Genomic DNA, 24,974 nt, shown 5'->3' with positions numbered 1-24,974 from the left:
CCGTCGGCCTCGCTCCGGTGGCCCGCCGTCCGGTGACCGCCCGCTCTCAGGTCAGGGAGCGGTACAGCCCGAACTCCGCGATCCGTACGGCACTCCGGGCCCGCGTCACCCGCAGCCGCCAGCTCCGGGCCCGTACCGGGGCCGGCAGCACCAGGATGCGGCTCGCGCCGATGGTCCCGGCACTCGCGACCTGGGTCCAGGCGCCGTCGCGGAGGGCCTCGACGACGAAGCTCTCCACCTGCTGTCCGTGCCGGATGTCCTCGGCGAGGCGGACCCGGTCCACCTCCTGCTCGCGGCCCAGGTCCAGCGTCACCCGGCCCGCTGCCGTGGTCCTGCGGGCGCCCTGGGCCAGATCGCGGGGCAGTTCGCGCTCGATGCGCTCACGGAACTCGCGCAGCCGCACGACGTCGGTGCCGTGCAGCAGGCCGTCCGTGTCCGGTGGGACGTTGAGCAGCAGTACCGCGTTGCGGCCCACCGAGCCGAAGAAGATCTCCGTCAGGTAGTCGACGGACTTGGGCTGCTGGTCGGCGTGGTAGAACCAGCCGTCGCGGATGGAGACATCGCACTCCGCGGGCCACCACTGGAGGTAGTCCGTGGCCGGCTGTGCCGTCACCAGCGCGGCCCGGCTGCCCTCGTCGGGGGTGTCGTACGACAGCGCCCAGTCGGTGCGGCCGTACTGGTTCTCCTTGACCGGGATCACGCTCCACTCGTCCTCGCGTGCGAGGCCGCTCTCGTTGCCGACCCAGCGCAGGTCGGGGCCGGTGACCGCGATCGCCGCGTCCGGGGCGAGGGCGCGGACCAGGGTGTACCAGCTGTCCCAGTCGTAGCTCTCCACCTTCTCGGGCGGAATGTGTCCCTGGGCGCCGTCGAACCACACCTCGTCGACGCGGCCGTACTCGGTGAGCACCTCGTACAGGGTGTTGAGCATGTGGGCGCCGTAGTCGGTCGCCGGGAGGGTGAGGAAGCGGTCCGGGGTGCGGTCGTCGCCGTCGACCAGGGTGGGGACGGTGCGGTCGGACCGGGCGCTGCCGTTGGCGTACACCCCGTGCAGGTACTGGTTCTCGTCGGCGGGCGAGATGTAGACGCCGACCTTGAGGCCGTACCGTCGCATCGAGTCGGCGAAGGAGCGCAGCACGTCTCCCCGGCCGTCCCTCCAACTGCTGGACGCCACACTGTGGTCGGTGTAGCGGGAGGGGTACAGGACGAAGCCGTCGTGGTGCTTGACGGTGAGGATGGCCAGTTCGAAGCCACCGTCCTTCAGGGCCGCCGCCCACTGGTCGGTGTCGAGCCCGGTCGGCTGGAAGACGTCCGGGTCCTCGTCGCCGGTGCCCCACTCCAGGCCGGTGAAGGTGTTCACGCCGAAGTGCAGGAACGCGGTCCTTCCGAGGCTCTGCCAGGCGATCTGCCGTGCGGTGGGCCGGACTTGGGACGCCTTGCGGACGAGCTCGGTCTCGGTGTCGTCCGGCGAGACGGGGATGCGGTAGAAGCGGTCATCGTCCAGGGCCACCGCCGGCCCCGGAATGCCGGTCACGGCAAGGCCGGCCGCGGCGGTGACGAAGAGGCGTCTGGAGACGGTCATGGGGGACTCCTCAGCTCAAGTGCCAGGCGGTGGGGGTGCGTCGATCGACCGGGTACTGCGCGATCCGGCCGTCGTCGGTGACGGTGAGCGCCATCCGGGTGATCGCGTTGACGAGCCGGTAACCGCCCGCCGCGGGCTCCAACTCCCAGCGCTGCAGGGTGCTGTTCGGATCGCAGGGGTCCCAGGTCGCCTCGACTCCGGGCTGGAGCGGCACGTTGAGCGTGAGCTTGCCGCCGCTGATCGCGAGGCAGCCGGCCGCCGACCGGAGGGTCGCGTAGCCGTCCGCCGTGCGCTGCACCGAGGCGGTGAAGGAGTGTCCGAAGGTGTACGTCCCGTCCGGCACCGGCACCCGGGTCAGGTCCCGCCAACCTGGGGCGTGCCCGACAGCGGAACCGCGTGCCAGGAACTCCGCGTAGGTCGCGTCGGGATGCGGGTCGCCCCAGGTGGCCTGGGCGATGTGCCGCAGCGCGGGCCAGAGTCGTACGGCGACCTCGTTCTCGGTCTCACCGCGTCCGTTGTCCGGCCACAGGCTGATCTTCGCGCCGGTGACGCCCTTCGGGGAGGTCAGCTTCTCGCCCTCGAAGCTGCGGGGGTCCCAGCTCTGGTCGTAGAGCGAGGCGGTGTCGCTGTGGAAGCCGCCGCGGACCAGGTAGAGCGAGTAGGCGGCGTTCATCACCGAGTAGCCCTGCGCGATGAGCGCGCTGGGTTTCACCGCCACGTTCAGCCAGTGCTCGACCGTGGTGTCCTGGTCGACCGGCACGGTGTTGGCGCCGGTCAGCCCGTCGTTCCAGATGCGCAGTGCGACGCCCTTGCCCGCCGCGTAGTCGTGGACGCGGTTGACGAAGTCGACGAAGGCGTCCTGCGGGGTGGCGTTCGGACCGTACCTGTCCTGGGCGTACTCGAGGATTTGCGGGTACTTCGCGAAGTCGGAGCCGAGCATGTACTCGTCGGCGCCCATGTGCCAGGACCTCGACGTGAAGACCTGGGCGTACTCGTCCATCAGGCTCGTGTAGTAGTCGAAGGATGCCTGCCGGGTGATGTCGAGGCGCGAGGGCTGCTTGGTGCCGTCGGAGTCGGTGAGCTGGAGGTCCGGGCGGTTCTCGATCCACGGGTCGATGTGTCCCGGGGAGTTGATCTCGGGGATGATCTCGACGTGGTACTTGTCGCCGAGCGCGACGAGCCGCCGTATCTCGTCCTTGGTGTAGTAGCCCCAGGTGTTGGCCTCGGGGTGGGCGTCGCTCTTGACCTTCAGCTCCACGAGCAGCTGGTTGAGCTTGTTGTAGGACATCTCGCGGACGAGGTTCTCCAGCCAGGGCAGCGAGATGTGGATGTAGCAGGCGCAGACCCCGACCCCCCGCTCCTTGTAGCGGGGCACGTCCACCGTGCGTCCGGCGGGGATCCGGTCGCCCTGGGCGAGGAGCTGGAGCAGGGTCCGGGTGCCGTAGAAGGCGCCGGTCCCGGTCGCTCCGGTAATGGACAGCCTTGTGCCGGCGTGGAGTTCGTAGCCCTCGGTGCCGAGGGCGCTCCGGGACGGTCGGACGTTGATAACGATGTCACCCGAGCGGGCTCCGCCGCGCACGACCGCGATCCTCCCGTGGCCCGCCGCCCGGAGGTCACCGACCAGGGTGTCGGCGACCCGGCGTTCGGCGGGGCTGTCGGCCACCAGGCGGGTGCGGGGCCCGAACGCGTAGCCGCCCGGCTCCGCGGTCCAACCGGTCAGGGCCGGCACCGTGACCGGCGGCCCCTCGCCCGAGCGCGCACTGGCCGGAACGGGTGACAGGAGCAGCGTCAGCAGCGCCACGACTGCGGCGAATCCCAGCCGTTTCCTCATGAGCGACTCCCTATTCATCGGATGGCTGATAATTGAGCTCACCAGAAGGGCTGTCAACGGGACTGAATCGGCCGCGAGTTGCGTGAGAGATCCGATGACCTGCGGGGCGGTGACCCACGTCCGACCTCACCTGCCACGAAAAGTCCAAGAAGACCGGTCCGAATGTCCAAGCGCGAGCGCTCTCGACGCGACGTCCGCCTCCGGGCAGAGTTCTCCTTACGTACTCGCGAGTAGCCCCGAGGAGCGCATGTGACCAGCTGGGTCGGCCGTACGGCCGCCGAGATCGCCGCCGCCGTCCGCGAGAAGCGGGCCACGCCCCGTGAGGTGGTGGCCGAGCACCTCGCCCGGATCGAGAAGCTCGACGAGCGGATCGGGGCGTTCCGGGTGGTGCGGGCCGAGGCGGCACTGGCGGAGGCCGACGAGGTGGGCTCCCGGGACGACCTCGGCCGACTCCCCCTGGCCGGTGTGCCCGTGGCCGTCAAGGACAACCTGGCCGTGCGCGGCGAGACCAACCGCGTCGGCTCCGCCGCGACCCCGGACACGCCCGCCGGGGCCGACCACGAGGTCGTGGCCCGGCTGCGGGCCGCGGGCGCTGTGGTCGTGGGGCTGACGAACGTCCCGGAGCTGTGCGTCTTCGGCACCACGGAGGGCGTCCACGGCACCTCCCGCAACCCCTGGGACACCTCGCGCACCGCGGGCGGCTCGTCCGGGGGCAGCGCGGCCGCGGTCGCCGCGGGCCTCGTCCCGATCGCCCTCGGCAACGACGGCATGGGCTCCCTGCGCATCCCGGCCGCCAACTGCGGGCTCGTCACCATCAAGCCGGGCTCGGGGGTGGTGCCGGCCGGCATCAGCGACGGCGACTGGTTCGGCATGTCCGAGAACGGCCCCCTCGCGACCACGGTGGAGGACGCCCGTCTGCTGCTTTCGGTCATGGCCGACGCCGAGTTCGTACGACGGGACACGCCCGCCACGCTGGACATCGCCGTGTCGCTGCGCAGCCCGCTCGCCGGGGTCACGATCAGCGCGCCGTACACCGCCGCGGTCCGGGAGGCGGCCGGGCTGCTGATCAAGGCGGGGCATCAGGTGCGGCGCGCGGACCCGCCCTACCCGCTCTCGCTGGGCGTCACGTCCCTGGCCACCTGGACGGCGGGCACCTCGGTGGACGCGACGGGCCTGGATTCGCGGCAGCTGGCCCGGCGCACCCGCGTGCACGCGGCGATCGGCCGGCGCTTCGTCAAGAGCGTCCGCGAGGGCAGGGCCCGGCAGGAACTGCGCGAGCGCCTGGAGCCGTTCTTCGCCGAGCACGACGTACTGCTGCTGCCGGCGCTGGCCCGCCGCTCCCCCAAGGCCGAGGCCTGGCACGAGCGGGGCTGGCTGCGCAACGTCCTCGTCAACACCAACTACTCGCCGCTGACCCCGCCGTGGAACCTCACCGGATGGCCGGCCATGGCGGTGCCGCTCGGCACCCTGCCCTCGGGCGCCCCCACGGCCGTGCAGCTGGTGGCACGGCCCGGCTCCGAGGCGGTGCTGCTGGAGGTCGCGGAGGAGCTGGAGCGGCGGCAGCCGTGGCGGCGGACCGCGCCGCTCGACTGAACACCGGGACCTACGGGGCTACAGGGCCTTGTACATGATGTGCAGCCCGACCCGTCCGTGCCGGGGGTGTTCGAAGGCCTCCGGCACGGTGCCGAGGATCGTGAAGCCGAGCGAGGTCCACAGCTTCACGGCCGGGTTGGTCTCGACGACGGCGTTGAACACCATGCCCCGGTAGCCGTCCGCCGCGGCGGCGGCCAGGATGTGCTCGGCGAGGGCACGGCCGTAGCCGCGGCCGCCCCGGTCGGGGTCGACCATGAAACCGGCGTTGGCGATCCGGGCGGCGGGGCCGCCGTAGTTGGGGGTGACGTAGGCCGAGGCGACGATCGCGCCGGTCTCGTCCTCGACGACATGGACGCGCTTGGCCGGGTTCATCCACAGGGCGCGGGCGGCTTCTTCGGAGGTGTCGGGGTCCCAGGCGTAGGTCTCGCCCGCGGCCACGATCCGGTGCCAGAACGGCCAGATCCGTGGCCAGTCGTCGGCCACGGCTTCTCTGATCAGCATGGGCGTGAGTCTCGCACGCCCATGCCGTCGGCGATCGCGAAGGTCCTGCGGTCAGTCCACGCTGGGCAGGATGTGGGGCTCGGCGAGGTCGTCCTCGTAGCCCGCGAGACGGATGGGGGCGGAGCGCGCCCACACGTCGAGACTGCCGATGTCTCCGGGCCGTCGGCCCGCACGCTCCGGGCGTTCCTTGGGGCGTTGTTCGCGATTCGTCTTCTCCGGTGTCACCGCGCACTCCTTATGTGTCGGGCTCACCCTCGGGACGTGCCTGTCCAACCTACGGCCGGTGCCTGGACGTCCGCTCGGGTCTGGGTCGAGATCGGTTCGGACGCGGTGGCGCCGTGCAACTCGTGTGAGAGCAGGCCGTGGTGACCGGCTTGTCCCGGGACGGACTGTGGGTGTGGGTGGGACCCCTTACTGCCGTCCGTCGGCTACAGATTAACCAGATGAGCGGGGGTCCGCTCGATAGGGGCTGAAAACAAGGTGTAACCATTGCAATTCACCTTGTCGTCAGCCGCCGATTTCCGCCTGATTTGTCACTTGATGGGCCTTTTTGAAGTCACCCGTTCGGTCTACGGCTCGCCCGGCCCTCTGAGTCGTCGAGGTCGCGCAGTTCAAGTCCCGTTGGCCGAATCGCAAGGCACCCATGATCTGCTGACCCACGGCAACGGACGGCCCGGCCGGAGGTCTGACGTATGGAACTGCGCAGTGTCGACGAGCTGATGGATCTGCTGCACGCCTGCGGCAGCGAACACGCCCTGCGGACCGCCGCACTGCTGCGCCGCAGCCGGCCCGCCGACAAGGAACTCCAGGTGGCGGGCCTGTTGCTGGGGACCGGCCAGTCCGCCGAGGTCTTCCGCTCCCTGCTCGGCGAACGGGTCCACCGGCTGGTGGGCCACCACGGCCCCGCCACCGACGACGACCTGCTGCGCCTGGCCGGCGAGGAGAGCCTGACATCCCGGTTCGACGCCGGCGTCCTGGAGGACTGGCGTGCCGTGCTGGAGCTGGTCGCGGCACGCAACTCCCGTCTGGAGTCTGTCGACTGACGCTCCGTCATGAGACGGTACGGCGATGACGTCGTCCTACGGACTGCACGGCAGGGCCGCTCTGGTGACCGGCGGCACGCGCGGGATCGGGCGCGAGGTCGCCCGGCAACTGGCCGAGGCGGGGGCCCTGTTGTGCGTCACGGCCCGGAACCGGGAGGACGTCCGGCGGACCGCGGCCGAACTCGGCGGCATCGGACTCGCGGGCAGCGTCGCCGACCCCGCCCATCCCCGCGCCCTGGTGGACCTCGCCCTGAGCGAGTTCGGCCGGCTCGACATCGTGGTCAACAACGCGGCGACGAACCAGCCCTACGGCCCGCTCATGGACGCGGATCCTCAGGTCTGGCGCGAGGCCTTCACCGTCAACGTCGAGGCGCCGCTGCGCCTGGTGCAGGCGGCGTGGCACGGCTGGATGCGCGAGCACGGCGGGTCGGTGGTCAACATCTGCACGGAGGGCGCCGGGCACGTGGGCCCGAACGTCGGCGCTTACGGCACCAGCAAGGCGGCCCTGCTGCATCTCACACAGCAGCTGGCGGGCGAGCTGGCGCCGCGGGTGCGGGTCAACTCCGTCTCGCCCGGCCTCGTACGGACGGAGATGGCCCGGTTCGTGTGGGAGAAGGGTCCCGTCGAGCTGCCGCTGGGCCGGATCGGCGAGCCCGAGGACATCGCGCGGGCCGTGGTGTGGCTCGCGTCCGACGCGGCCGGGTGGATCACGGGGGCGGACCTCCTGGTGGACGGGGGCACGCGGGTGCGGGCTGCGCAGACCGAGGCGTACGCCGTCCACGAGCGCCTTCGTTCGTTCACGCCGCCGCGGCCGTGACGGCTCCCCGTCACGGAAACGCCAGGAACCACACGATGACCACCAGGGCGATGAACGCGATCAGGACCACCGTGAAGAGCCTGCCGCGCTGTGACGTGTCGCCGCCGCGGGGCCGGTCCTCGGGCAGAACCGCGTCGTGGGGGCGGTCAGCCGCGTAGAACTCCTGGTCGCTCGGGTAGACGTTGCGCGGATCGCTGCGCGCGCGTGGGTCGATACCGTGCGGCTCGCTCATGAGGACCTCCCGGTGCACCGTTGCCCGGTCCCCGGGTTCCCTCCGGGGGCCTGGCCACACGCGGCGGGCGCCCGCTCACCACTTCCCGGGCACGTAGTCCTTCAGGAACACCCCGTACACGTCCTCGCCGTCCTCGCCGCGCACGATCGGGTCGTAGACGCGGGCCGCACCGTCGACCAGGTCGAGGGGGGCGTGGAAGCCCTCCTCGGCGAGGCGGAGCTTGTCGAAGTGGGGGCGCTCGTCCGTGATCCAGCCGGTGTCGACCGAGGTCATGAGGATGCCGTCGGTCTGGAACATCTCCTGGGCGCTGGTGCGGGTGACCATGTTCATCGCGGCCTTGGCCGCGTTGGTGTTGGGGTGGCCCGCACCCTTGTAGCCGCGGCCGAAGACGCCTTCCATCGCGGAGACGTTCACGACGTAGGCCCGTCCGCTGCCCGCCTTCTTCGCGGCGTCGGCCATGGCCGGGCGCAGCGCGCTGATCAGGATGAACGGTGACGTGTAGTTGCAGAGCTGGGTCTCCAGGAGCTCCACCGGGGAGATCTGGTCGATGGTCTGGACCCAGGTGTTGCTGTCGACGACGTCGGGGACGAGGCCGCCCGCGTCGATGGCGGTGCCGTCGAGGTGCCGGGCCACGCTGGCGTTGCCCGCGACCAGGGCCAGGTCGGCGACCTGCTGGGCGTCCATGCCGGAGATCCCGGCGGGCAGCGAGGCGAGTCCGTCGACCGCGCCGGAGCCGAACGCGCCGATGACGTGGTGGGCGGGCAGTTCACCCGCGGGCAGCGGGGCGCTCTCGCCGTCGACCAGGGCGGCGTAGGCGGAGGGCAGCCTGCGCACGGTCTGGGTCGCGTTGTTGACCAGGATGTCGAGCGGGCCCGCCTCGGCGACCTGCTCGGCGAGGGCCACGGCCTGCGCCGGGTCGCGCAGGTCGATGCCGACGACCTCCAGGCGGTGCAGCCAGTCCCCGGAGTCGTCCATGGCCTTGAAGCGGCGGATGGCGTCCTTCGGGAAACGCGTGGTGATGGTGGTGTGCGCGCCGTCGCGCAGCAGCCGCAGCGCGATGTACATGCCGATCTTGGCGCGGCCGCCGGTGAGCAGGGCGCGCTTGCCGGTGAGGTCGGCGCGGGCGTCGCGCTTGCCGCGGTTCAGGCGGGCGCAGTCCGGACAGAGCTGGTGGTAGAAGTAGTCGACCTCGACGTACCGGGTCTTGCAGGTGTAGCAGGAGCGCGGGCGCTGGAGTATCCCCGCGACCCGGCCCTCCTCGGTGATCGACGACGGCAGGATGCCCTCGGTCTCGTCGTCGATGCGCTGGGCGGAGCCGGTGGCCGTGGCCTCCGTGACCGCCTTGTCGTGGGCGGTCTTGGCGGCCCGGCGCTCCTGCCGCCGGCGCTGCTTCACCGTGCGGTAGACCCCGGCGGTGGCCCGGCGCACGGCGATCGCGTCGGGGTGGTCGACCTCCAGCTTGTCGAGCTCGTCGAGCACGCTGAGGCAGACGGCCAGCCGCTCCGGGTCGATGCCGGGGCCGTACGCGACCTCGTCACCGGGCTCGCGCACGACCTCGTCCGTGGTCGTCGCCGAGCCGTCCTCTGTCACCGTCATCGCGCTGCCGTTTCCCTGGTCACCCGTGCGGCGCTGGGGCCGCGTCCGCTTGTCGGACGCGGAATTTTACTTCAGCGCGGGGCCGGGCCCGCAATCCGGAAACGATCAAGCACCGCAGGCGGCCAGCAGGTGCTTCACCTCCTCGGACAGCGCCCGGGCGAACCGGTCCAGGTCAGGCACCGCTTCCGCGTCGGCGACCAGGCCGTAGTGGACCTGTCCCCGGTAGGTCGAGATCGCGACCGCGAGGGACTGGCCGCGGGCCAGCGGGGCGAAGGGGTAGACCTCGGTGACCGGGTTGCCGCCGAGCTTCAGGCCGACGCCGGGCAGGGGCACGCTGGTGACGAGGATGTCGAACCAGAGGCGGGCGCCCTGGCCGGCCAGGGGCCCACCGAGACGGTGGCCGAGGGCCGGGACGTGGTCGGCGAGGAGCGCGACCGCTCCCGCGCCCCGGTTGGGGCCCGCGTCCTTGTTGCGGTCCATGGCTGAGCGGACCGTGTCGAGACGGCCCAGCGGGTCGGGGTCGTCGACCGGAAGCCTTATCAGGTACCCGGAGAGCCGGTTGCCCTGCGGCTGCGCGGTGCGCGGGCGGCGCTTGGAGACCGGGATCAGGGCTCGGGGCGCCACACCCTCGCTGCCGTCACCGCGCTCGTCCAGCCAGCGGCGCAGGGCGCCCGCGACGACCGCGATCAGGACGTCGTTGACGGTGCCGCCGCGGCTCTTGCGGACGCGGTGCACGTCGTCGAGGTCGACGACGACTCCGGCGGTGCGGCGGGTGCCGCTCGGCTCGGCGGTGAGGGCGGCGGAGGAGCGCACCCCCAGGGAGGACAGGGCGACGGAGGCGCCGATGTCGAGCGCGCGGCCCAGATCGGAGACGGCGCCCCGGACGAGGTCGGGCAGCTTGCGCACGTCCGGCAGCAGGCCCTTGGGCGGTTCCTCGGGGCGCGGCCTGCGTGCGGGCAGGTCCATCGGGTCCAGGACGGCGGCGGCGAGCGTCAGCGCCCGCAGTCCGTCGGCCAGGGCGTGGTGGAACTTGAAGAGCACGGCGAAGGACATGCCGTCCTCCCCCGGCAGTACATGCGCCTCCCACGGCGGCCGTTCGCGGTCGAGCGGACGCTGCATGAGCCGTCCGGCCCCGGTGTGGAAGTCGTCGGTCGGGGCGTGCAGCAGCACGTGCCGGAGCGGGTCGAAGTCGGGGTCGGGGACGCGGGCGGCTCCCCCGAAGGCGTACGGGAAGCCGAGCGGCCACACGTCCCGGATCCGCATTCTGAGGCCCGGCACGGCGGCGGCCCGGCCCGCGAGGAGGTCGGCCGCGTGGGCGCCCGCGGTGGGCGAGTGCGCCGCGAAGACGCCTAGCGCTCCCAGGTGCATCGGGTGCTCGGCGGATTCCATGTTCCAGAACGCCAGGTCGAGAGGGGCGAGCAGGTCTGAAGTCAATGGCTTGCCTCGCGTCGACAACGGGTGGGCCAGCAGTCAATCGCCCTCCGGCGATTACGGTCAAGTACGATCAAGCTACGCACAGTTAACAACAGATTAAGTCCCGCCCCCGGTGAAAGGGGCGGGACACATGGTGCGGAAGTGATCAACCGCCGGTCGGCGCGCACCCGGTCGGCGTCGCCCGGGACGCGTCCCGGATCAGGGCCCGGTGCGCGGCCCGCACCCGTTCGGCGTCCGGTTTGAGGACCTTGCGGTCGTAGGTGAGCAGCCCGTTCAGCTCACCCTCGACGTCCGAGATCTGCGTGTAGACGGCGCCGTTGCTCCCCCGGCAGACCAGGGCCCGCACCTCGTCGAGCCTGGCCAGATAGTCGTCGGTGTAGGTCGCCGGGTCGACGTCGACGTACGACTGCTGGACGGACCAGGCGTGTCCGGGAACCGCCAGGCCGAGACCGCCGTACTCCCCGCTGACCAGGGCGCGCCTCCCGTCCGGGCGAGGCGGCAGAGCGGGGCTGGGATACCCGTGCTCGTCCATGATGTCGCCGGCGTCGCCGTCGGCGCCTAGGTTGAGTCCCGACTGGTTGTTGACCAGGCGGGTCGGGTCCCAGGCCTTGGCCTGTTCGGCGATCCGGCCGATGTCGTACTGCCCCCAGCCCTCGTTGAACGTCACCCACATGACGACCGACGGACTGCTGATGTGCTGGTCGATCATCTGCTTCATCTCACGCTCGTACTCGGTGCGGGCGGCGGGGCCCGGATTCACCCCGGCCGTCATGGCGGGCATGTCCTGCCACACCAGCAGACCCAGCCGGTCGGCCCAGTAGAACCAGCGGTCGGGCTCGACCTTGATGTGCTTGCGCACCGCGTTGAAGCCGAGCTGCTTGTGCACCCTGAGGTCGTACGCGAGGGCCTCGTCGGTGGGCGCGGTGTGCAGGCCGTCGGGCCAGAAGCCCTGGTCGAGGGTGGCCATCATGAAGACGGGCTCGCCGTTGAGGACCGTGCGCGGGGTGCCGTTCACGTTCTCGACGGCGATGGAGCGCATCCCGAAGTAGCTGCCGACGCGGTCGGCGCCGACGCTCACCCTCAGGCCGTACAGGAACGGGTCGTCGGGCGACCACAGGCGCGGGTTCTCGAGGGTCAGGGCCAGCGGCTCACCCGTCCGGCCGCGCGCCGTGGCGACCTTCCGCTCTCCGTCGTACGCCGTCGCCGTGATCGGTACGCCGTCACGGACGCCCAGTGCCTCGACCGTCAGCCGGCCGGCGGAGACGTCGGGGGTCAGTTTGAGGGAGTCGACATGGTCGCGGGCGACCGGTTCCATCCAGACGGTCTGCCAGATGCCGGAGGACGGGGTGTACCAGATGCCGCTCGGGTCCAGGCGCTGCTTGCCGAGAGGTGGGTTCTCGCCGCCGGCCGCGTCGGTGGGGTCGTGGACGCCGACGATCAGCTCCTGGGTGCGCCCCGGCTTCAGCGCGTCGGTGACGTCGGCGCTGAACTTGTCGTAGCCGCCGGTGTGTTCGGCGACCCTGGTGCCGTTGACGTACACCTCGGACCGCCAGTCGACCGCGCCGAAATTGAGCCTGAGGCGGGTGCCGGAGCCGATGTGCCAGTCGGCCGGGACGGTGAAGGTGCGGCGGTACCACATGCGGTCCTCGTGCCGTTCCAGGCCGGAGAGCTGGGACTCCACGGGATACGGCACGAGGATGCGCTCGGCCAGGTTCCTGCCCACCGGCGGCTGTTCGCCCGCCTCGGCGGCGGCGAACTGCCAGCGGCCGTTGAGGTTGCGCCACTCCTGGCGGGTCAACTGGGGGCGCGGGTACTCGGGGTGGGCGTTTCCCGGACCGACCTCGTCGGCCCACTTCGTCCGCAGCTCGTAGGTCGAACGGTTGGGACCGCTGCTCCAGAAGGCGTTGACAACGTTGCCGTCCGCGCCGGCGAGCCCGCCTTCGCCGTCGTAGCGGAGGTCGGCGGTGCCGCGTGCGGTGCCGGTCCTGTTGCCCACGACGGGTTCGGCGAGGGTGACGAGAAGGGTGCGGGCGTCCTTCGGGTCCTGTTTCACCGCTTTCAGGGGCCACCCGGCGCCGCCGATCACCGCCTGGAGGTGACCGGTGAGGCCGGCCGGGGGTGCGGCGAGGGGCTGGGCGAAGTCGAGCCTCAGGGTGCGTCCGCTGCCGAGGACGGTCGTCGCGAGCGGGCCGTCGTAGTCGTAGCCCTCGGGGAGCCGGAACGCCGACCGGGGCACGGCCTCCTTGGTGCCGCCGGGCCGGACCCAGCGCAGGTGGAGGTTGGAGCCGCCGTAGTGCTCGAAGTACTCGACCTTGATGTCGTAGGCCTGTCCGGCCGTCAACTCGACCGGCTGCGCGCTCTGTTCGCGGTCCCAGTCGTCGACCCAGTGGTCGATGAGGAGCTGCCCGTCGATCCACAGACGGAAGCCGTTGTCGCCGATGACCGAGAAGGTGTGGGGGCCGGTGCTCTCCGGTACCACCCTTCCGGTCCAGCGGACGCTGACGTCGTCCGAGCGGCCGGTCGCGGCGGCGAGCCTGGGCTCCAGGTTGTCGAAGTCGAGGTTCGGGTCGAAGGTGGTCGCCTTCAGCTCGTGGAAGTCGAAAGCGCCGGGGGCGGACTGGGTCCAGTACTCGCCCTTGAGCCCGCGGGCCTCGGCGGGGTCGTCGGCCAGGGCGGGAGCCGCGGTCAGGCCGGCGAGACCCAGCAGGGCGGCGAACAGCAACGCCAGCCGGCCTCTGAGGCGGGTGAGGTGCCTGCGGTGCATGGAAGCCTCCATAACAACGTTGTCATGGGCAGGAGTTGGCATGACAACACGGATTCGGGCTTCCGTCCAGGGACATGACAACCCGGCTTCAGCCGCCGGGCGTCCACTTGAGGTAGGCGGCCGTTTCGGTGAAACCCAGTCGCCGGTAGAAGTCGGCGGCCCTGCGCGTCGGCACGCACACCTCCACGTCGCCGGCCCGTCCTGCGGCCTCCAGCACCGCGCGCACGAGCCCCGAGCCGACGCCGCGACCGCGCAGCGCTGTGCCGACGGTGAGTTCCAGGAGTTCGAGGACCGTGCCCCGGGCGAACAGCGTGGGCACGCGGGCGGCGTAGGCGTACCCGATCACGCGCCCGCCCTCCTCGGCGGCCAGGAACTCCGCCCTGCCGACCGCGGCGGCGGCCAGGACGGCGGGAAAGTCGACCGTCGTGAAGCGGCCCGGCTCGGGGCTGTGGCTCGTGGCGAAGCCACGGAGCAGGCGGAGGACGTCGTCCGCGTCGGCGGGCGTCACGGCGCGGACGGTCACCTCGGCCTCCTACGACACCAGCTGGCCCTTGCCGAGGGCGATCACCCCGCCCCTGGACACCGTGTACAGCTCCGCGTCCCGCTCCGGGTTCACCCCGATCGTGGCGCCCGGCGGGACCTCGACGTTCTTGTCGAGAACCGCGCCCCGGACCACCGCGCCCCGGCCGATCTTGACGTTGTCGTGCAGCACCGAGCCCTGGACGACGGCCCCCGGGTCGACCAGGACGCCGGGTGAGAGCACGGAGCGGGTGACCTGGCCCCGGATCAGGCAGCCCGCGCTGATGATGGACTCGCTGGCGATGCCGCCGGCGTTGAAGCGGGCCGGGGAGAGCTGACCGGAGTGGGTGTAGATGGGCCACTGCCGGTTGTAGAGGTTGAAGGCGGGGCGCTCGGCGATCAGGTCCATGTGGGCGTCGTAATAGGCGTCCAGGGTTCCCACGTCACGCCAGTAGCCGCGGTCGCGGGTGGTCTCGCCGGGGACGTGGTTGGCGCTGAAGTCGTAGAGCTGGGCCTCGCCGCGGTCGGTGAGCTGCGGCAGGATCGAGCCGCCCATGTCGTGGACGGAGTCCTCCTCCTCCGAGTCCCGCTGGAGCGCCTCGATCAGGGCCTTGGTGGTGAAGATGTAGTTGCCCATCGAGGCGAACACGCTCTCCGGGTCGTCCGCCAGCCCGGGCGGGTCGGCGGGCTTCTCCAGGAAGCGTTCCACGGTGAGGCCGTCCGAGCCCGGGGAGATCACCCCGAACGACGGGGACTCGGAGCGCGGGACGCGGATCCCGGCCACCGTGACGCCCGCGCCGGACTCGATGTGCTGTGCGAGCATCTGGCGCGGGTCCATGCGGTACACGTGGTCGGCGCCGAAGACCGCGACGTACTCGGGGCGCTCGTCGTAGAGCAGGTTCAGGGACTGCAGGATCGCGTCCGCGCTGCCCAGGTACCAGCGCGGTCCGAGGCGCTGCTGGGCGGGCACCGGCGTGATGTAGTTGCCGAGCAGGCTCGACATCCGCCAGGTGGTCGTGATGTGCCGGTCGAGCGAGTGCGACTTGTACTGCGTGAGGACACAGATGCGCAGGACGTCGGCGTTGACCAGGTTGGACAGGACGAAGTCGACCAGCCGATACGTTCCTCCGAAGGTGACCGCTGGTTTGGCGCGGTCCGTGGTCAGGGGCATCAGGCGTTTGCCTTCTCCGCCCGCGAGTACGATGCCGAGCACCGAAGGTCCGCCACGACGCATGGCCGCTCCCCTCACGCTGATTTGACCCATCACTGCCCTGGCGCGGGGCCTAGTACGCCTGTTTGAGGATCTCCTCGTAGAGCCGGACCGTGCGCCGCGCCACGGCGTCCCAGCCGAACTGGCCCACCGCGCGAGCACGTCCCGCCTCGCCCATCCGACGAGCCGCCTCCGGATCGCCGATCACGGAGTCGAGTGCCCGCGCCAGAGCCGTCTCGAACCCATCGTCCACGGTCACGAGCAGTCCTGTCCTGCCGTCGTCGACGACCTCGGGGATCCCGCCGACCCGCGAGGCCACCACGGGAGTGCCGCAGGCCATCGCCTCCAGGTTGACGATGCCGAGGGGTTCGTACACCGAGGGGCAGACGAACACGGCCGCGTGGGTCAGCAGCTGGATCACCTCGGGCCGGGGCAGCATCTGGGGGATCCAGTGCACGCCCTCACGGACCCGGCTCAGCTCCTCGAAGAGCTCGCGGAACTCCCGGTCGATCTCCGGGGTGTCCGGCGCGCCCGCGCACAGCACGACCTGCGCGGCCGGGTCGATGTCCCGGACCGCGCGCATCAGCTGGGGCACGCCCTTCTGGCGGGTGATGCGGCCGACGAACAGCACGAACGGACGGTCGCGGTCCAGCCCGATGCGGTCCAGCACCTCGGTGCCGTGGTCGGGCTGGTAAAGGGCGGTGTCGATGCCGTTGTGCACGATGTGGACCTTGGCCGGATCCAGCGCCGGGTAGCAGCCGAGGATGTCCTCGCGCATCGCTCCGGAGACGGCGATCACCGCGTCGGCGGTCTCGATCGCGGTGCGCTCGGCCCAGCTGGAGAGGGCGTATCCGCCGCCGAGCTGCTCGGCCTTCCAGGGGCGCAGGGGCTCCAGGGAGTGGGCGGTCATCACGTGCGGGATGCCGTGCAGCAGCTTGCCGAGGTGGCCGGCGAGGTTGGCGTACCAGGTGTGCGAGTGGACCAGCTCTCGGCCTTCGAGGCCCGCGGCCATGGAGAGGTCCACGGAGAAGGTGCGCAGGGCGTCGTTGGCGGTGTCCAGCGCGGACCAGGGCCGGTGCCGGACGACACCTTCCGCGCGGCCCTCGCCCCAGCAGTGCACATCCAGGTCGACCAGGGACCTCAACTCCCGGGCGAGGAACTCGACATGGACACCCGCGCCGCCGTACACATCCGGCGGGTACTCCCGGGTCAGCAGGCCCACACGCACCCGGAACCCCCTGTCTCAGCGGCTGGTTGGCTTTCATGGTCACCCAGATGCGCCGCGCGGGGAAGAGCGCGGGGCTCGTGTGAAGCAACAGTCACCGCACACGCCACCCCCCGGCAACCGGTAGTACAGACAGCAGCTGCGGCGGCGGAGCGTGGTGCCGTCGAGGGTTCCCGCGAGCAAGGGATGGGCGAGGAGCTCGGCCGTGAGGCCGCGGACGCGGGCGGAGAGCTCGGGGTGGTGGCCCAGCTGCCGGGCGGCACCCGCGAGGGCCGAGCCGGCGTTGCCCCACAGCAGCCCGGAGGCGAGCCGGTACTCGGAGTGCAGCGCTGCCGCGAGCGGGACGAGGTGCCCGTGCAGGACGACGTCGGCGATCGTCGCGGCATCGCCCCGCAGGGGCGCCACCGCGTCCAGCCACAGCTCGTCAGGGGCACTGGCGTCGGGGTCCCAGTGCAGCCGGCCCGGCGACAGATCCGGGATCCGTCCGTACCTGACCGCACAGCCGAGCGCCACCGACCACAGCCGGGCCGCAAGTCCCTGGTGGGCGATGGAGGCCGCGATCCTCGGTTCGGGGGCGCGCAGGGCCGCGGCGACCTTCCGGACACGAAAAGTCATGGTATTTCCATAAACATCCGACCCTTGGTTCTCGTAGACTTGTGCGAGGGTCGGCAGCGTCGGGGGCGACGCCCCGGCAGGGCCGCCGATCGTCCGTAGTACGAAGAAGGCGCCGAGCGGTCGCAGCGCCGCGAGATCAGGGTCTAGGTCCACGACCAGCAGTAGTACCAAGGCCCGTAGGGGGACCCACCAGGGGGCCTCCACCCCGTGTCACCCGCCTTGGGGAGGACACGGACCCTTTTGTACTCCATCGGCAGTAGGACCCATTGCCTGCTCAGGTACGACGACGGGAAGAACTTTTCCCGGCATCGTGTTCTCCATGGAAGACGACCGTTCGTCGCGTCGGGCCGCCCGGCCCCGCCTCACGCAGAGGAGCAGCTCATGAGTGCCCTCGCGTTGTCCGTGCTCCTGTCCCTCGTCTCCGCCGTCGCCTACGCGGGCGGCGCGATCGTGCAGGAACACGTCGCGGTGTCGCACCCCGACGAGCAGTACGCTCCGCTGCGCCGGCCGAGCTGGTGGGCGGCGGTCGCGTTGAACGGCCTCGGTGGTCTGCTGCACGTGGTGGCGCTCGCCTTCGGTCCCCTCAGCCTGGTCCAGCCGCTGGGCGCCCTGACCATCGTGTTCGCGCTGCCGATGGCCGCGCTGTTCGTGGGCCGCAGGGCCGGGGCCACCGCCTGGCGGGGCGCGATCATGGCCACGGTGGGTCTGGCCGGTCTGCTCTCCCTGGTCGGCGCGTCCGACGCGCAGTCGCTGAGCACGGCCCAGCGGGTGTTCGCCGGTGTGGTGACGGCTGCCGCGGTGGTCGCGCTGATGATCGCGGGCCGGGCCGCACACCGGCACCCGGTGGTGCGCAGCGTGCTGCTCGCGACCGCGTCCGGCATAGCGTTCGGCATGTCCTCGGTGTTCACCAAGACGGTCGCCGTGGACTGGAGCGGTGGCGTGTCGACCTCGGACCTGCCCTCGCTGGCCGCGATCGGCGTCCTGGCCACGGCCGGGCTGATGCTCTCGCAGGCCTCCTACCGCGGCGCCGGTCTCGCGGCCCCGCTGGCGACACTGACGGTCGTCAACCCGGTGGTGGCGGCGGTGGTCGGCATCACGATGTTCGGCGAAACCTTCCGCTACGGCACCACGGGCACCGCGCTGGCCCTGAGCTGCGGTGTGGTGGCGGCGGGCGGACTGATCCTGCTGACCACGGAGCGCATCCAGACCGCGGCGCAGCCCTCGGCGCCCTTGCTGCCCGAGGACGCGTTCGTCCCGGCACCCGCCGAGGAACCGGCCGACGCCCTTCTGCGCGAGGGAGCGCTCGTCGAGAGCGTCGCCGCTCTGCGCGAGGAACTGCTCCTACCGGCCCCCGCCGCCCTTGAGGGTGCCTCGTCGGACGGCGGCCCGTCCGACGAGCTGCCGCGCCCGGGCGACGAACCCCCGGCCTACTACGGCCCCTTCTACGGCGCCGCGTACATCCCGATGCCGGTCCTCGACCGGCATCGGACCCGGGTCAAATCCTGATGCCCCCGGCCCGGAGATATGCCACCGGGTCGATGTCGGAGCCGAAGCCGGGCCCCGTCCGCACCTCGAAGTGCAGATGAGGGCCCGAGCTGTTGCCCGTGGAGCCGGAGCGGCCGATGCGCTGCCCGCCGCCCACCGACTGCCCTGCCTTCACGGAGATCGCGGACAGGTGGGCGTACTGCGTGTAGCGGCCGTCGGCGTGCCGGATCACCACCTGGTAGCCGAAGGAGCCGCCCCACCCGGAGGTGACCACCTTCCCGGCCGCGACCGCCTTCACGGACGTCCCGGTGGGCACCGCGAAGTCGACGCCGGTGTGGTAGCCCTTCGACCAGGCGGAGCCCGCCTTGCGGTACGGGGTGCCGAGGGAGGCGTTCACGGGAGCGACCAGGCCCGTGTCGACGGCCCTCTCGGTCTTCTCCCTCTTCTCGGTCTTCTCGGTCTTCTCGGTCTCCGCGCCGGTGCCGGAGGAGGTCCTCCTGGTCGAGGCGCGGTCGGTGGTGGTGGTCGTGGCGACGCCGCCGCGCAGCTCGAGCCGCTGTCCTGGCAGGATCAGGTCGGGGTCGGCCCCGACGGTCCCGCGGTTGGCGGCATACAGCCCCCGCCAGCCGCCGCGGACCTTGTGCGCGTCGGCGATCCCCGACAGCGAGTCGCCGCGGACCACGGTGTACATCCGGGCGGACCCGGCGCGCGACTGGGGGGTGGTCTGCGGCTGGACGTCCGGCACGGAGGCCTTCTTCTCGCCCAGGGGCTGGACGTCCGGGGCCGAGCCCCCGCGCGTCAGCCCGGCCCGCACCGAGCATGTCGGCCAGGCTCCGGGTCCCTGTCCGTCCAGCACCTTCTCGGCCACGGCGATCTGCTGGTCCCGGGTGGCCAGATCCGCTCGCGCCGCGTACCGGGTGCCGCCGTACGCCTCCCAGGTGGACTGGGTGAACTGCAGGCCGCCGTAATAGCCGTTGCCGGTGTTGATGCTCCAGTTGTTGCTGGACTCGCACGCGGCGACCTTGTTCCAGGTGTCCACGTCGGCGGCGTGGGCGCTGCCGGTGCCGATGAGCGGGACCGCGATGCCGACGCCACCTGCCGTGACGGTGAGCGAGGCGCGGTTGATCCTGTTCGGCTGATACCGGCGGTGCCGGCCGCGTACGGCCATGGAGGCCTCCCCCTAGACATGCGTCAATGCGCCAGGAGGGGCAAAAGTAAGCGCCACGAACAGGCCATGACAAGACGGCAACCAGCCGCGTGGGGGCGCGTACCGGACCGGCGTCCGCAGCTGAACGCAACGAGGCGCCCGAACCGTATCCCTGGTGTGCGGACAGTCCCCCGACAAGCCAGGATGTCCGGTGGACGATACTGACAAGCACGACCGGCAGCGATAGACGACCTACGCGATCCACGGGATCTTTTGGGAGCAGGCGGTATGAGCAACACAGCGCAGATCGGTGTCACGGGCCTCGCGGTCATGGGCCGCAACCTGGCCCGCAACTTCGCCCGCAACGGCTATACGGTCGCCCTGCACAACCGGACCGCGTCGCGCACGCACGCCCTGGTCGAGGAGTTCGGCTCCGAGGGCGACTTCATCGCGGCCGAGACCGCCAAGGAGTTCGTGGCGGCCCTGGAGCGCCCGCGCCGTCTGGTCATCATGGTGAAGGCCGGTGAGCCGACCGACGCGGTGATCCAGGAGTTCGCGCCGCTGCTCGAGCCCGGCGACATGATCATCGACGGCGGCAACGCGCACTTCGCGGACACCCGGCGCCGGGAGCGCGAACTGCGCGAGCAGGGCATCCACTTCGTGGGCATGGGCGTCTCCGGCGGCGAGGAGGGCGCCCTCAACGGCCCGAGCATCATGCCGGGCGGCCCGAAGGAGTCGTACGACTCTCTCGGCCCGATGCTGGAGAAGATCTCCGCGAAGGCGGCGGACGGGGCGCCCTGTGTGACCCACGTCGGCCCTGACGGCGCCGGGCACTTCGTGAAGATGGTGCACAACGGCATCGAGTACGCCGACATGCAACTGATCGGTGAGGCTTACCAGTTGCTGCGGGACGTGGCCGGGTACTCCCCGGCGCAGATCGCCGACATCTTCCGCACCTGGAACACGGGCCGCCTGGACTCGTACCTGATCGAGATCACGGCCGAGGTGCTCTCCCACGTGGACGCGGCGACGGGGAAGCCGTTCGTGGACGTCGTGGTGGACCAGGCCGAGCAGAAGGGCACAGGGCGGTGGACCGTGCAGATCGCCCTTGACCTCGGTGTGCCGGTCTCCGGTATCGCCGAGGCGGTCTTCGCCCGCTCGCTGTCCGGGCACGCGGAGCTGCGGGAGGCGTCCCGCTCCCTCGCCGGGCCCAAGGCGACCCCCCTGTCGGAGTCCGAGGCGGGCGCCTTCGCGGACCGTGTCGAGCAGGCGCTGTACGCCTCGAAGATCGTGTCGTACACGCAGGGCTTCCACGAGATCGCGGCCGCCCGTGAGGAGTACGACTGGGACATCGACCTGGGCGCCGTCTCCGCGATCTGGCGCGGCGGCTGCATCATCCGGGCGGCCTTCCTGGACCGCATCCGGTCCGCCTACGACACCCGCGCGGACCTGCCCAGCCTGCTCTCCGACGACACCTTCGCCCAGGAGATCGCCGACGCCCAGGACGACTGGCGCGAGGTCATCATCGCGGCGACGCGGCAGGGTGTGCCGACGCCGGGCTTCGCGGCGGCGCTGGCCTACTACGACGCGTTGCGCGCCGAGCGGCTGCCCGCGGCGCTGACGCAGGGGCAGCGGGACTTCTTCGGGGCGCACACCTACCGGCGCACGGACCGCGACGGTTCCTTCCACACGCTGTGGGGTGGGGACCGGTCCGAGGTGACCGGCTGAGCGTCGCTCCGCACAGGGGAGGGGGCCACCGTCCGGTGGCCCCCTCCCCTGTGTTTCGCGTGGTTGCCGTCAGCTGAGCGGTGGCCCCGGCTCGGGGCTCGGTACCGGTTCGGGGCCCGGCGGGATCGGCGACGGGGCCGGGCCCGGACTCGGGGTCGGGGTCGGGGGCGACGGGGGCTGCGGGGGCGGGCCCGGGGTGGGCACCGGACCGGGGCCAGGGTTGGGTCCCGGGGTGGGCCCCGGCGGGACGGGGTCGGGGTACGGGTCGGTCATCGGGTCCTCCAGCCAGTCGGTCGACGTCGGCTCTGGACTACTCCCCCGCGTACCCGCGAGCCCTCCCGCCAGTCACCCCCGCGCGTGAAACGCGGGGCCCGCGTGGGTGTGCACGGGGTGCGGCCGGGGGTGTTGAGGTGCGGCTCGGCGCGTGGGGCGGTGCGAGCCGACCGTGGGCCTCACGAGCCAGTGCGGTGTCGAGCCGGCCCTGGGGCTCACGGCCCGGTGGGGAGTCGGCCCCGGCGTCGGCCTGGCGGGCGGTGGCGGTGTCGAACCGGCCGCCGCCCTTCAGGTCTGCCCGTTCAGAAGCCCTCGGGGTGGGCCACCAGCCATTCCTTCGCCGCGCGGAGCAGCTCCGGGTCGGCCGCGGGAGCCTCGTCCGGGTGGCGTTCGGCCCACTTGACGACGTACGGGCACAGCGGGGCGACGGGGATGCCCTCGCGTGCCGCGATGCCGTAGAGCTCGCGGGCGAGGGAGCCCGCTATGCCCTGTCCCTCGTGGGCCGGTTCGACGATGGTGTGGACCGGGACCAGGGCGCGCCCTGGCGATTCGAGGACGAAGTACTGGATGTGGCCGACGACTTCGCCTCCCCCGGAACCGAAGGCCTCCAGGCGCCCGGCCTGTCGGTCGTCACGGATCTCGATGTCGCTCATGGGCACGCTCCTGGTCCGAAGGTCGTCGAGCGGCAGGTCAGGCCGGTACCGCCTGCGGGCTGCGCTCCTGGTCGGAACCCGGCACCGGCTCGGACGGATCGGCCCCCAGGGCGACGATGCGGTTGTCGCGGTCCACGTGCACGACCCGGGGTTCGAGCGCCCGCGCCTCGGCGTCGGTCACTTGAGCGTAACTGATGATGATCACCAGATCCCCTGGGTGGACGAGATGGGCGGCGGCACCGTTGATACCGACCACCCCCGACCCGCGCTCGCCCTCGATGACGTACGTCTCCAGCCGGGCGCCGTTGGTGATGTCGACGATGTGGACCAGCTCGCCGGGCAGCAGGTCGGCGGCGTCGAGGAGATCCGCGTCGATGGTCACCGATCCCACGTAGTGCAGGTCGGCCTGGGTGACGACGGCTCGGTGGATCTTGGACTTGAACATGGTGCGCAACATCGGTGTACTCCCAAAAGTAGGCTCCCTGCCCGCGTTGATGCAGGTCAAGGGCTGTTTTGACACCTTACGGCCAGTCGGCTGCGGCTGACCGGACGGCGACGCGCGCCAGCCTACGCAACGGGCATCGAAGGGGCGCGTGACCATCGCCACAACGAGCCGGTGCCCTGGCGCGGGCACCGGCCTGGACGGCGGTCAGCTCCGGTACGCGACCAGGGCCATCATGCCGACCTCCCCGTGGTACGCGTTGTGGCAGTGGAGCATCCACTGGCCGGGGTTGTCGGCGTCGAAGAAGACGGACAGCTTCCGCTTGGGCAGCACGATGGCGGTGTCCTTGCGCGGGCCGCTGTTCCCGAGCTGGTAGGTGTGGCCGTGCAGGTGCATCGGGTGCCACATCCGGGTCGAGTTGACGAAGTCCAGACGGACTCGCTGCCCCTCCTCGACCGTGAGCGGATTCGCGTGCGGGTCGTCCATGTCGTAGGCCTTGCCGTTGACGGCCCAGTCGTACATGCCCATGCCGCCGGTCAGCTCGACGCGGTGCACCCGGTCCACTTTCCTGGACGGGAGGCGGACGTCGCCCGCCGCGCGCAGCTGGGACGCCGTCAGGATCCTGCCCGTCAATTCCTTCGGGCGGACGGTCGCCTTCGGTGCGCTGCCCGGTCCCGTACGGACCAGGGCCATGCCGGTGGCGTCCTTGCCCTCGGCCAGCGCGACGAGCGGGAAGACGCCGTCGCCGAGGGTGACCAGGACGTCGTACCGCTCCCCCATGCCGACGAGCACCGCGTCGACCTGCTCGTGCTCGACGGGGAAGCCGTCGGTGTGGGTGAGGGTCAGCCGGTGGCCGCCGAGCGCGACCCGGTACGCGGTGTCGCTGCCCGCGTTGATGATGCGCAGCCGGATCCGCGTGCCGGGCTTGCCGTGGTGGACGGCGGGGTCGTCGGGGACACGCCCGTTGACCAGGTGGTACGGATACTTCACGTCTCCGGCGTCCCCGCCGAGCAGCTCGCTCTCGGCGCCCATCAGCATGAAGTCCATGTCCATGCCGCCCATGCCGCCCATGCCGTGCCTGAGTTCGGCCAGGACCTCGTCGGGGGTGCCGCCGACCCCGTCGATCCAGTCGTCGAGGACGACGACCCATTCGTCGTCGTACGACAGCGGCTCCTTGGGGTCCTCGACGATCAGCGGGGCGTACAGGGCCCGGTCGAGCTGGACGCCGACGTGGGGGTGGAAGAAGTACGTGCCGGGGGCGTCGGCGATGAAGCGGTAGGTGAAGACCGCGCCCGCGCGGACGGGCTGCTGGGTAACCGTGGGGACGCCGTCCATGTCGTTGCGCATGGCGACGCCGTGCCAGTGGACGGACGTGGTGGTCCTGTCCGGAAGCTGGTTGGAGAGTTCGGCGACCAGGGTGTCGCCGACGGACAGGCGGACCTCCTTGCCGGGGGCCTGGCCGTTGAAGGCCCAGGTCCTGGCCCTGACCCCGTCGCCGAGGTCGAGCACGGCCGGCGCCGCGGTCAGGGTGACGTTCTGTGTCCTGCCGGTGCTCTTCCGCTGCTTCTCGGCTGCGGAGACCGCCGAGCCGGAGGGGTCGACCAGGGCGGGTGTGGCGTCGGAGCCACTGCTGCAGGCGGCGAGCGCGCCGGCGCCCGCCGCGCCGAGCCCGGCGAACAGGAAGGAGCGGCGGTTGATGCTGTTCATGGATGTCCTCGATCTTCGGTGCGCATGAGCAAGGTGGCGTGCCGGGACGGCTCCTCGGCATCACGACGGCACGAGGAAGCCGTGGGGCACGGCCTAGATGCGCAGCTGGGAGAGGACGGACAGGTCCGGGGGCGCTCGGCCCGTCGTCCCGGCGGCCTTCGCCCGGCAGGTGAGGACGTCGTGCGCGGCATGACCCTGCGGTACGGGCGATTGCGCCGGTGGGGCGAGCTTGACGATCTCAAGGCTCGCGGTCGAGCAGTGCTGCATCGCCGTGCCACCGCACGCCATGCCGTCGCACGCCGTGCCATCGGCACTGACCGCCATCGGCACGGCCATGGCCGTCACGGGTGCGGCATGGCCGATCGGCACGGCGGACGACTCGTGGTGCACCAGTACCGCGAGAGCCGCGAGGAGAGCGATGACGGCAACACGTGTCCAGCGGCCGACGCCGTGCGAGGCACGGGTCGGCGGGACCGGGGCTCCCGGTGCTGTCATCACGCTTGCCTTTGAGCATCGACTGCGGGGTTGGCTGCCAATATACCCGCAGGGGGTAACCGCCGTCGGCGGACGGCGTGGGGTG

General features: G+C 71.4%; 22 protein-coding genes. 5 read left to right on the top strand and 17 right to left on the bottom strand.

Annotated elements, in window-relative coordinates; translation table 11 throughout:
• Window positions 1-46: 46 nt before the first annotated feature.
• Window positions 47-1,579: an alpha-L-fucosidase gene (locus IOD14_RS15900; RefSeq protein WP_123993826.1), complete on the bottom strand. Its 1,533-nt coding sequence runs from the start codon at window positions 1,577-1,579 to the stop codon at window positions 47-49.
• 10 nt (window positions 1,580-1,589) lie between these two features.
• Window positions 1,590-3,410 carry a family 20 glycosylhydrolase gene (locus tag IOD14_RS15895; protein WP_249125925.1) on the bottom strand — a complete coding sequence of 607 codons (1,821 nt, stop codon included), beginning with the start codon at window positions 3,408-3,410 and terminating at the stop codon, window positions 1,590-1,592.
• Between the two features lie 249 nt (window positions 3,411-3,659).
• Here IOD14_RS15895 and IOD14_RS15890 point away from each other — a divergent pair, with 249 nt between their 5' ends.
• Entirely contained in the window at window positions 3,660-5,003 is a 1,344-nt protein-coding gene (locus IOD14_RS15890; protein WP_212670569.1) for an amidase family protein, read from the top strand.
• 18 nt (window positions 5,004-5,021) lie between these two features.
• Here IOD14_RS15890 and IOD14_RS15885 read toward each other — a convergent pair whose 3' ends face one another.
• On the bottom strand, window positions 5,022-5,504 hold the full coding sequence (locus IOD14_RS15885) for a GNAT family N-acetyltransferase (protein WP_123993829.1): 483 nt from the start codon (window positions 5,502-5,504) through the stop codon (window positions 5,022-5,024).
• 51 nt (window positions 5,505-5,555) lie between these two features.
• Window positions 5,556-5,729 (bottom strand): hypothetical protein, encoded by a 174-nt coding sequence (locus tag IOD14_RS15880; RefSeq protein ID WP_007386357.1) that lies wholly within the window; start codon window positions 5,727-5,729, stop codon window positions 5,556-5,558.
• Window positions 5,730-6,196: 467 nt separating this feature from the next.
• Here IOD14_RS15880 and IOD14_RS15875 point away from each other — a divergent pair, with 467 nt between their 5' ends.
• Together IOD14_RS15875 and IOD14_RS15870 are read left to right on the top strand one after the other, a co-directional pair.
• On the top strand, window positions 6,197-6,547 hold the full coding sequence (locus tag IOD14_RS15875; RefSeq protein ID WP_212670568.1) for a hypothetical protein: 351 nt from the start codon (window positions 6,197-6,199) through the stop codon (window positions 6,545-6,547).
• A 25-nt stretch (window positions 6,548-6,572) separates the two neighbouring features.
• Window positions 6,573-7,364 carry an SDR family oxidoreductase gene (locus IOD14_RS15870; protein WP_212670567.1) on the top strand — a complete coding sequence of 264 codons (792 nt, stop codon included), beginning with the start codon at window positions 6,573-6,575 and terminating at the stop codon, window positions 7,362-7,364.
• Between the two features lie 10 nt (window positions 7,365-7,374).
• Here IOD14_RS15870 and IOD14_RS15865 read toward each other — a convergent pair whose 3' ends face one another.
• The 8 genes from IOD14_RS15865 to IOD14_RS15830 form a co-directional block, all read right to left on the bottom strand.
• Window positions 7,375-7,596, bottom strand: coding sequence for a hypothetical protein (locus IOD14_RS15865; protein WP_174269379.1), 222 nt, complete (start codon window positions 7,594-7,596; stop codon window positions 7,375-7,377).
• Window positions 7,597-7,671: 75 nt separating this feature from the next.
• Window positions 7,672-9,192, bottom strand: a complete 1,521-nt coding sequence (locus IOD14_RS15860; protein WP_212670566.1) for an SDR family NAD(P)-dependent oxidoreductase — start codon at window positions 9,190-9,192, stop codon at window positions 7,672-7,674.
• Window positions 9,193-9,297: 105 nt separating this feature from the next.
• On the bottom strand, window positions 9,298-10,626 hold the full coding sequence (locus tag IOD14_RS15855) for a wax ester/triacylglycerol synthase family O-acyltransferase (RefSeq protein WP_123993833.1): 1,329 nt from the start codon (window positions 10,624-10,626) through the stop codon (window positions 9,298-9,300).
• 145 nt (window positions 10,627-10,771) lie between these two features.
• Entirely contained in the window at window positions 10,772-13,390 is a 2,619-nt protein-coding gene (locus IOD14_RS15850) for a PA14 domain-containing protein (protein WP_212670565.1), read from the bottom strand.
• Between the two features lie 88 nt (window positions 13,391-13,478).
• On the bottom strand, window positions 13,479-13,913 hold the full coding sequence (locus tag IOD14_RS15845) for a GNAT family N-acetyltransferase (RefSeq protein ID WP_123993835.1): 435 nt from the start codon (window positions 13,911-13,913) through the stop codon (window positions 13,479-13,481).
• 9 nt (window positions 13,914-13,922) lie between these two features.
• Window positions 13,923-15,143 (bottom strand): glucose-1-phosphate adenylyltransferase, encoded by a 1,221-nt coding sequence (gene glgC, locus IOD14_RS15840; protein ID WP_123993836.1) that lies wholly within the window; start codon window positions 15,141-15,143, stop codon window positions 13,923-13,925.
• Between the two features lie 49 nt (window positions 15,144-15,192).
• The gene (gene glgA, locus IOD14_RS15835; protein ID WP_123993837.1) at window positions 15,193-16,347 is read right to left on the bottom strand and encodes a glycogen synthase; all 1,155 of its coding nucleotides are present in this window, start codon (window positions 16,345-16,347) and stop codon (window positions 15,193-15,195) included.
• A 39-nt stretch (window positions 16,348-16,386) separates the two neighbouring features.
• The gene (locus tag IOD14_RS15830) at window positions 16,387-17,130 is read right to left on the bottom strand and encodes a (2Fe-2S)-binding protein (RefSeq protein ID WP_212670564.1); all 744 of its coding nucleotides are present in this window, start codon (window positions 17,128-17,130) and stop codon (window positions 16,387-16,389) included.
• A 210-nt stretch (window positions 17,131-17,340) separates the two neighbouring features.
• Between IOD14_RS15830 and IOD14_RS15825 the strand changes: the two genes are divergently transcribed.
• Complete coding sequence (locus tag IOD14_RS15825; RefSeq protein ID WP_212670563.1) at window positions 17,341-18,465, top strand: DMT family transporter; 1,125 nt, start codon at window positions 17,341-17,343, stop codon at window positions 18,463-18,465.
• Here the strand turns inward: IOD14_RS15825 and IOD14_RS15820 are convergent.
• Entirely contained in the window at window positions 18,455-19,612 is a 1,158-nt protein-coding gene (locus IOD14_RS15820; protein ID WP_123993839.1) for a transglycosylase family protein, read from the bottom strand. The two genes, IOD14_RS15825 and IOD14_RS15820, sit on opposite strands and share 11 nt — an antisense overlap.
• A 267-nt stretch (window positions 19,613-19,879) precedes the next feature.
• Between IOD14_RS15820 and gndA the strand changes: the two genes are divergently transcribed.
• Window positions 19,880-21,319, top strand: a complete 1,440-nt coding sequence (gene gndA / locus IOD14_RS15815; protein WP_212670562.1) for an NADP-dependent phosphogluconate dehydrogenase — start codon at window positions 19,880-19,882, stop codon at window positions 21,317-21,319.
• Between the two features lie 575 nt (window positions 21,320-21,894).
• Here gndA and IOD14_RS15810 read toward each other — a convergent pair.
• The 4 genes from IOD14_RS15810 to IOD14_RS15795 form a co-directional block, all read right to left on the bottom strand.
• On the bottom strand, window positions 21,895-22,245 hold the full coding sequence (locus IOD14_RS15810) for a GNAT family N-acetyltransferase (protein ID WP_123993842.1): 351 nt from the start codon (window positions 22,243-22,245) through the stop codon (window positions 21,895-21,897).
• Between the two features lie 37 nt (window positions 22,246-22,282).
• On the bottom strand, window positions 22,283-22,702 hold the full coding sequence (gene panD, locus IOD14_RS15805) for an aspartate 1-decarboxylase (RefSeq protein WP_123993843.1): 420 nt from the start codon (window positions 22,700-22,702) through the stop codon (window positions 22,283-22,285).
• A gap of 192 nt (window positions 22,703-22,894) precedes the next feature.
• Window positions 22,895-24,394 (bottom strand): multicopper oxidase family protein, encoded by a 1,500-nt coding sequence (locus IOD14_RS15800; protein ID WP_212670561.1) that lies wholly within the window; start codon window positions 24,392-24,394, stop codon window positions 22,895-22,897.
• Between the two features lie 93 nt (window positions 24,395-24,487).
• Complete coding sequence (locus IOD14_RS15795) at window positions 24,488-24,889, bottom strand: DUF6153 family protein (protein ID WP_123993845.1); 402 nt, start codon at window positions 24,887-24,889, stop codon at window positions 24,488-24,490.
• Between the last annotated feature and the right edge of the window lie 85 nt (window positions 24,890-24,974).

It is taken from the genome of Streptomyces sp. A2-16 (assembly GCF_018128905.1).
Taxonomy (GTDB): domain Bacteria; phylum Actinomycetota; class Actinomycetes; order Streptomycetales; family Streptomycetaceae; genus Streptomyces.
Note: the sequence above shows the minus strand (reverse complement) of the source record. Positions and strands in the feature narration are given on the sequence as shown.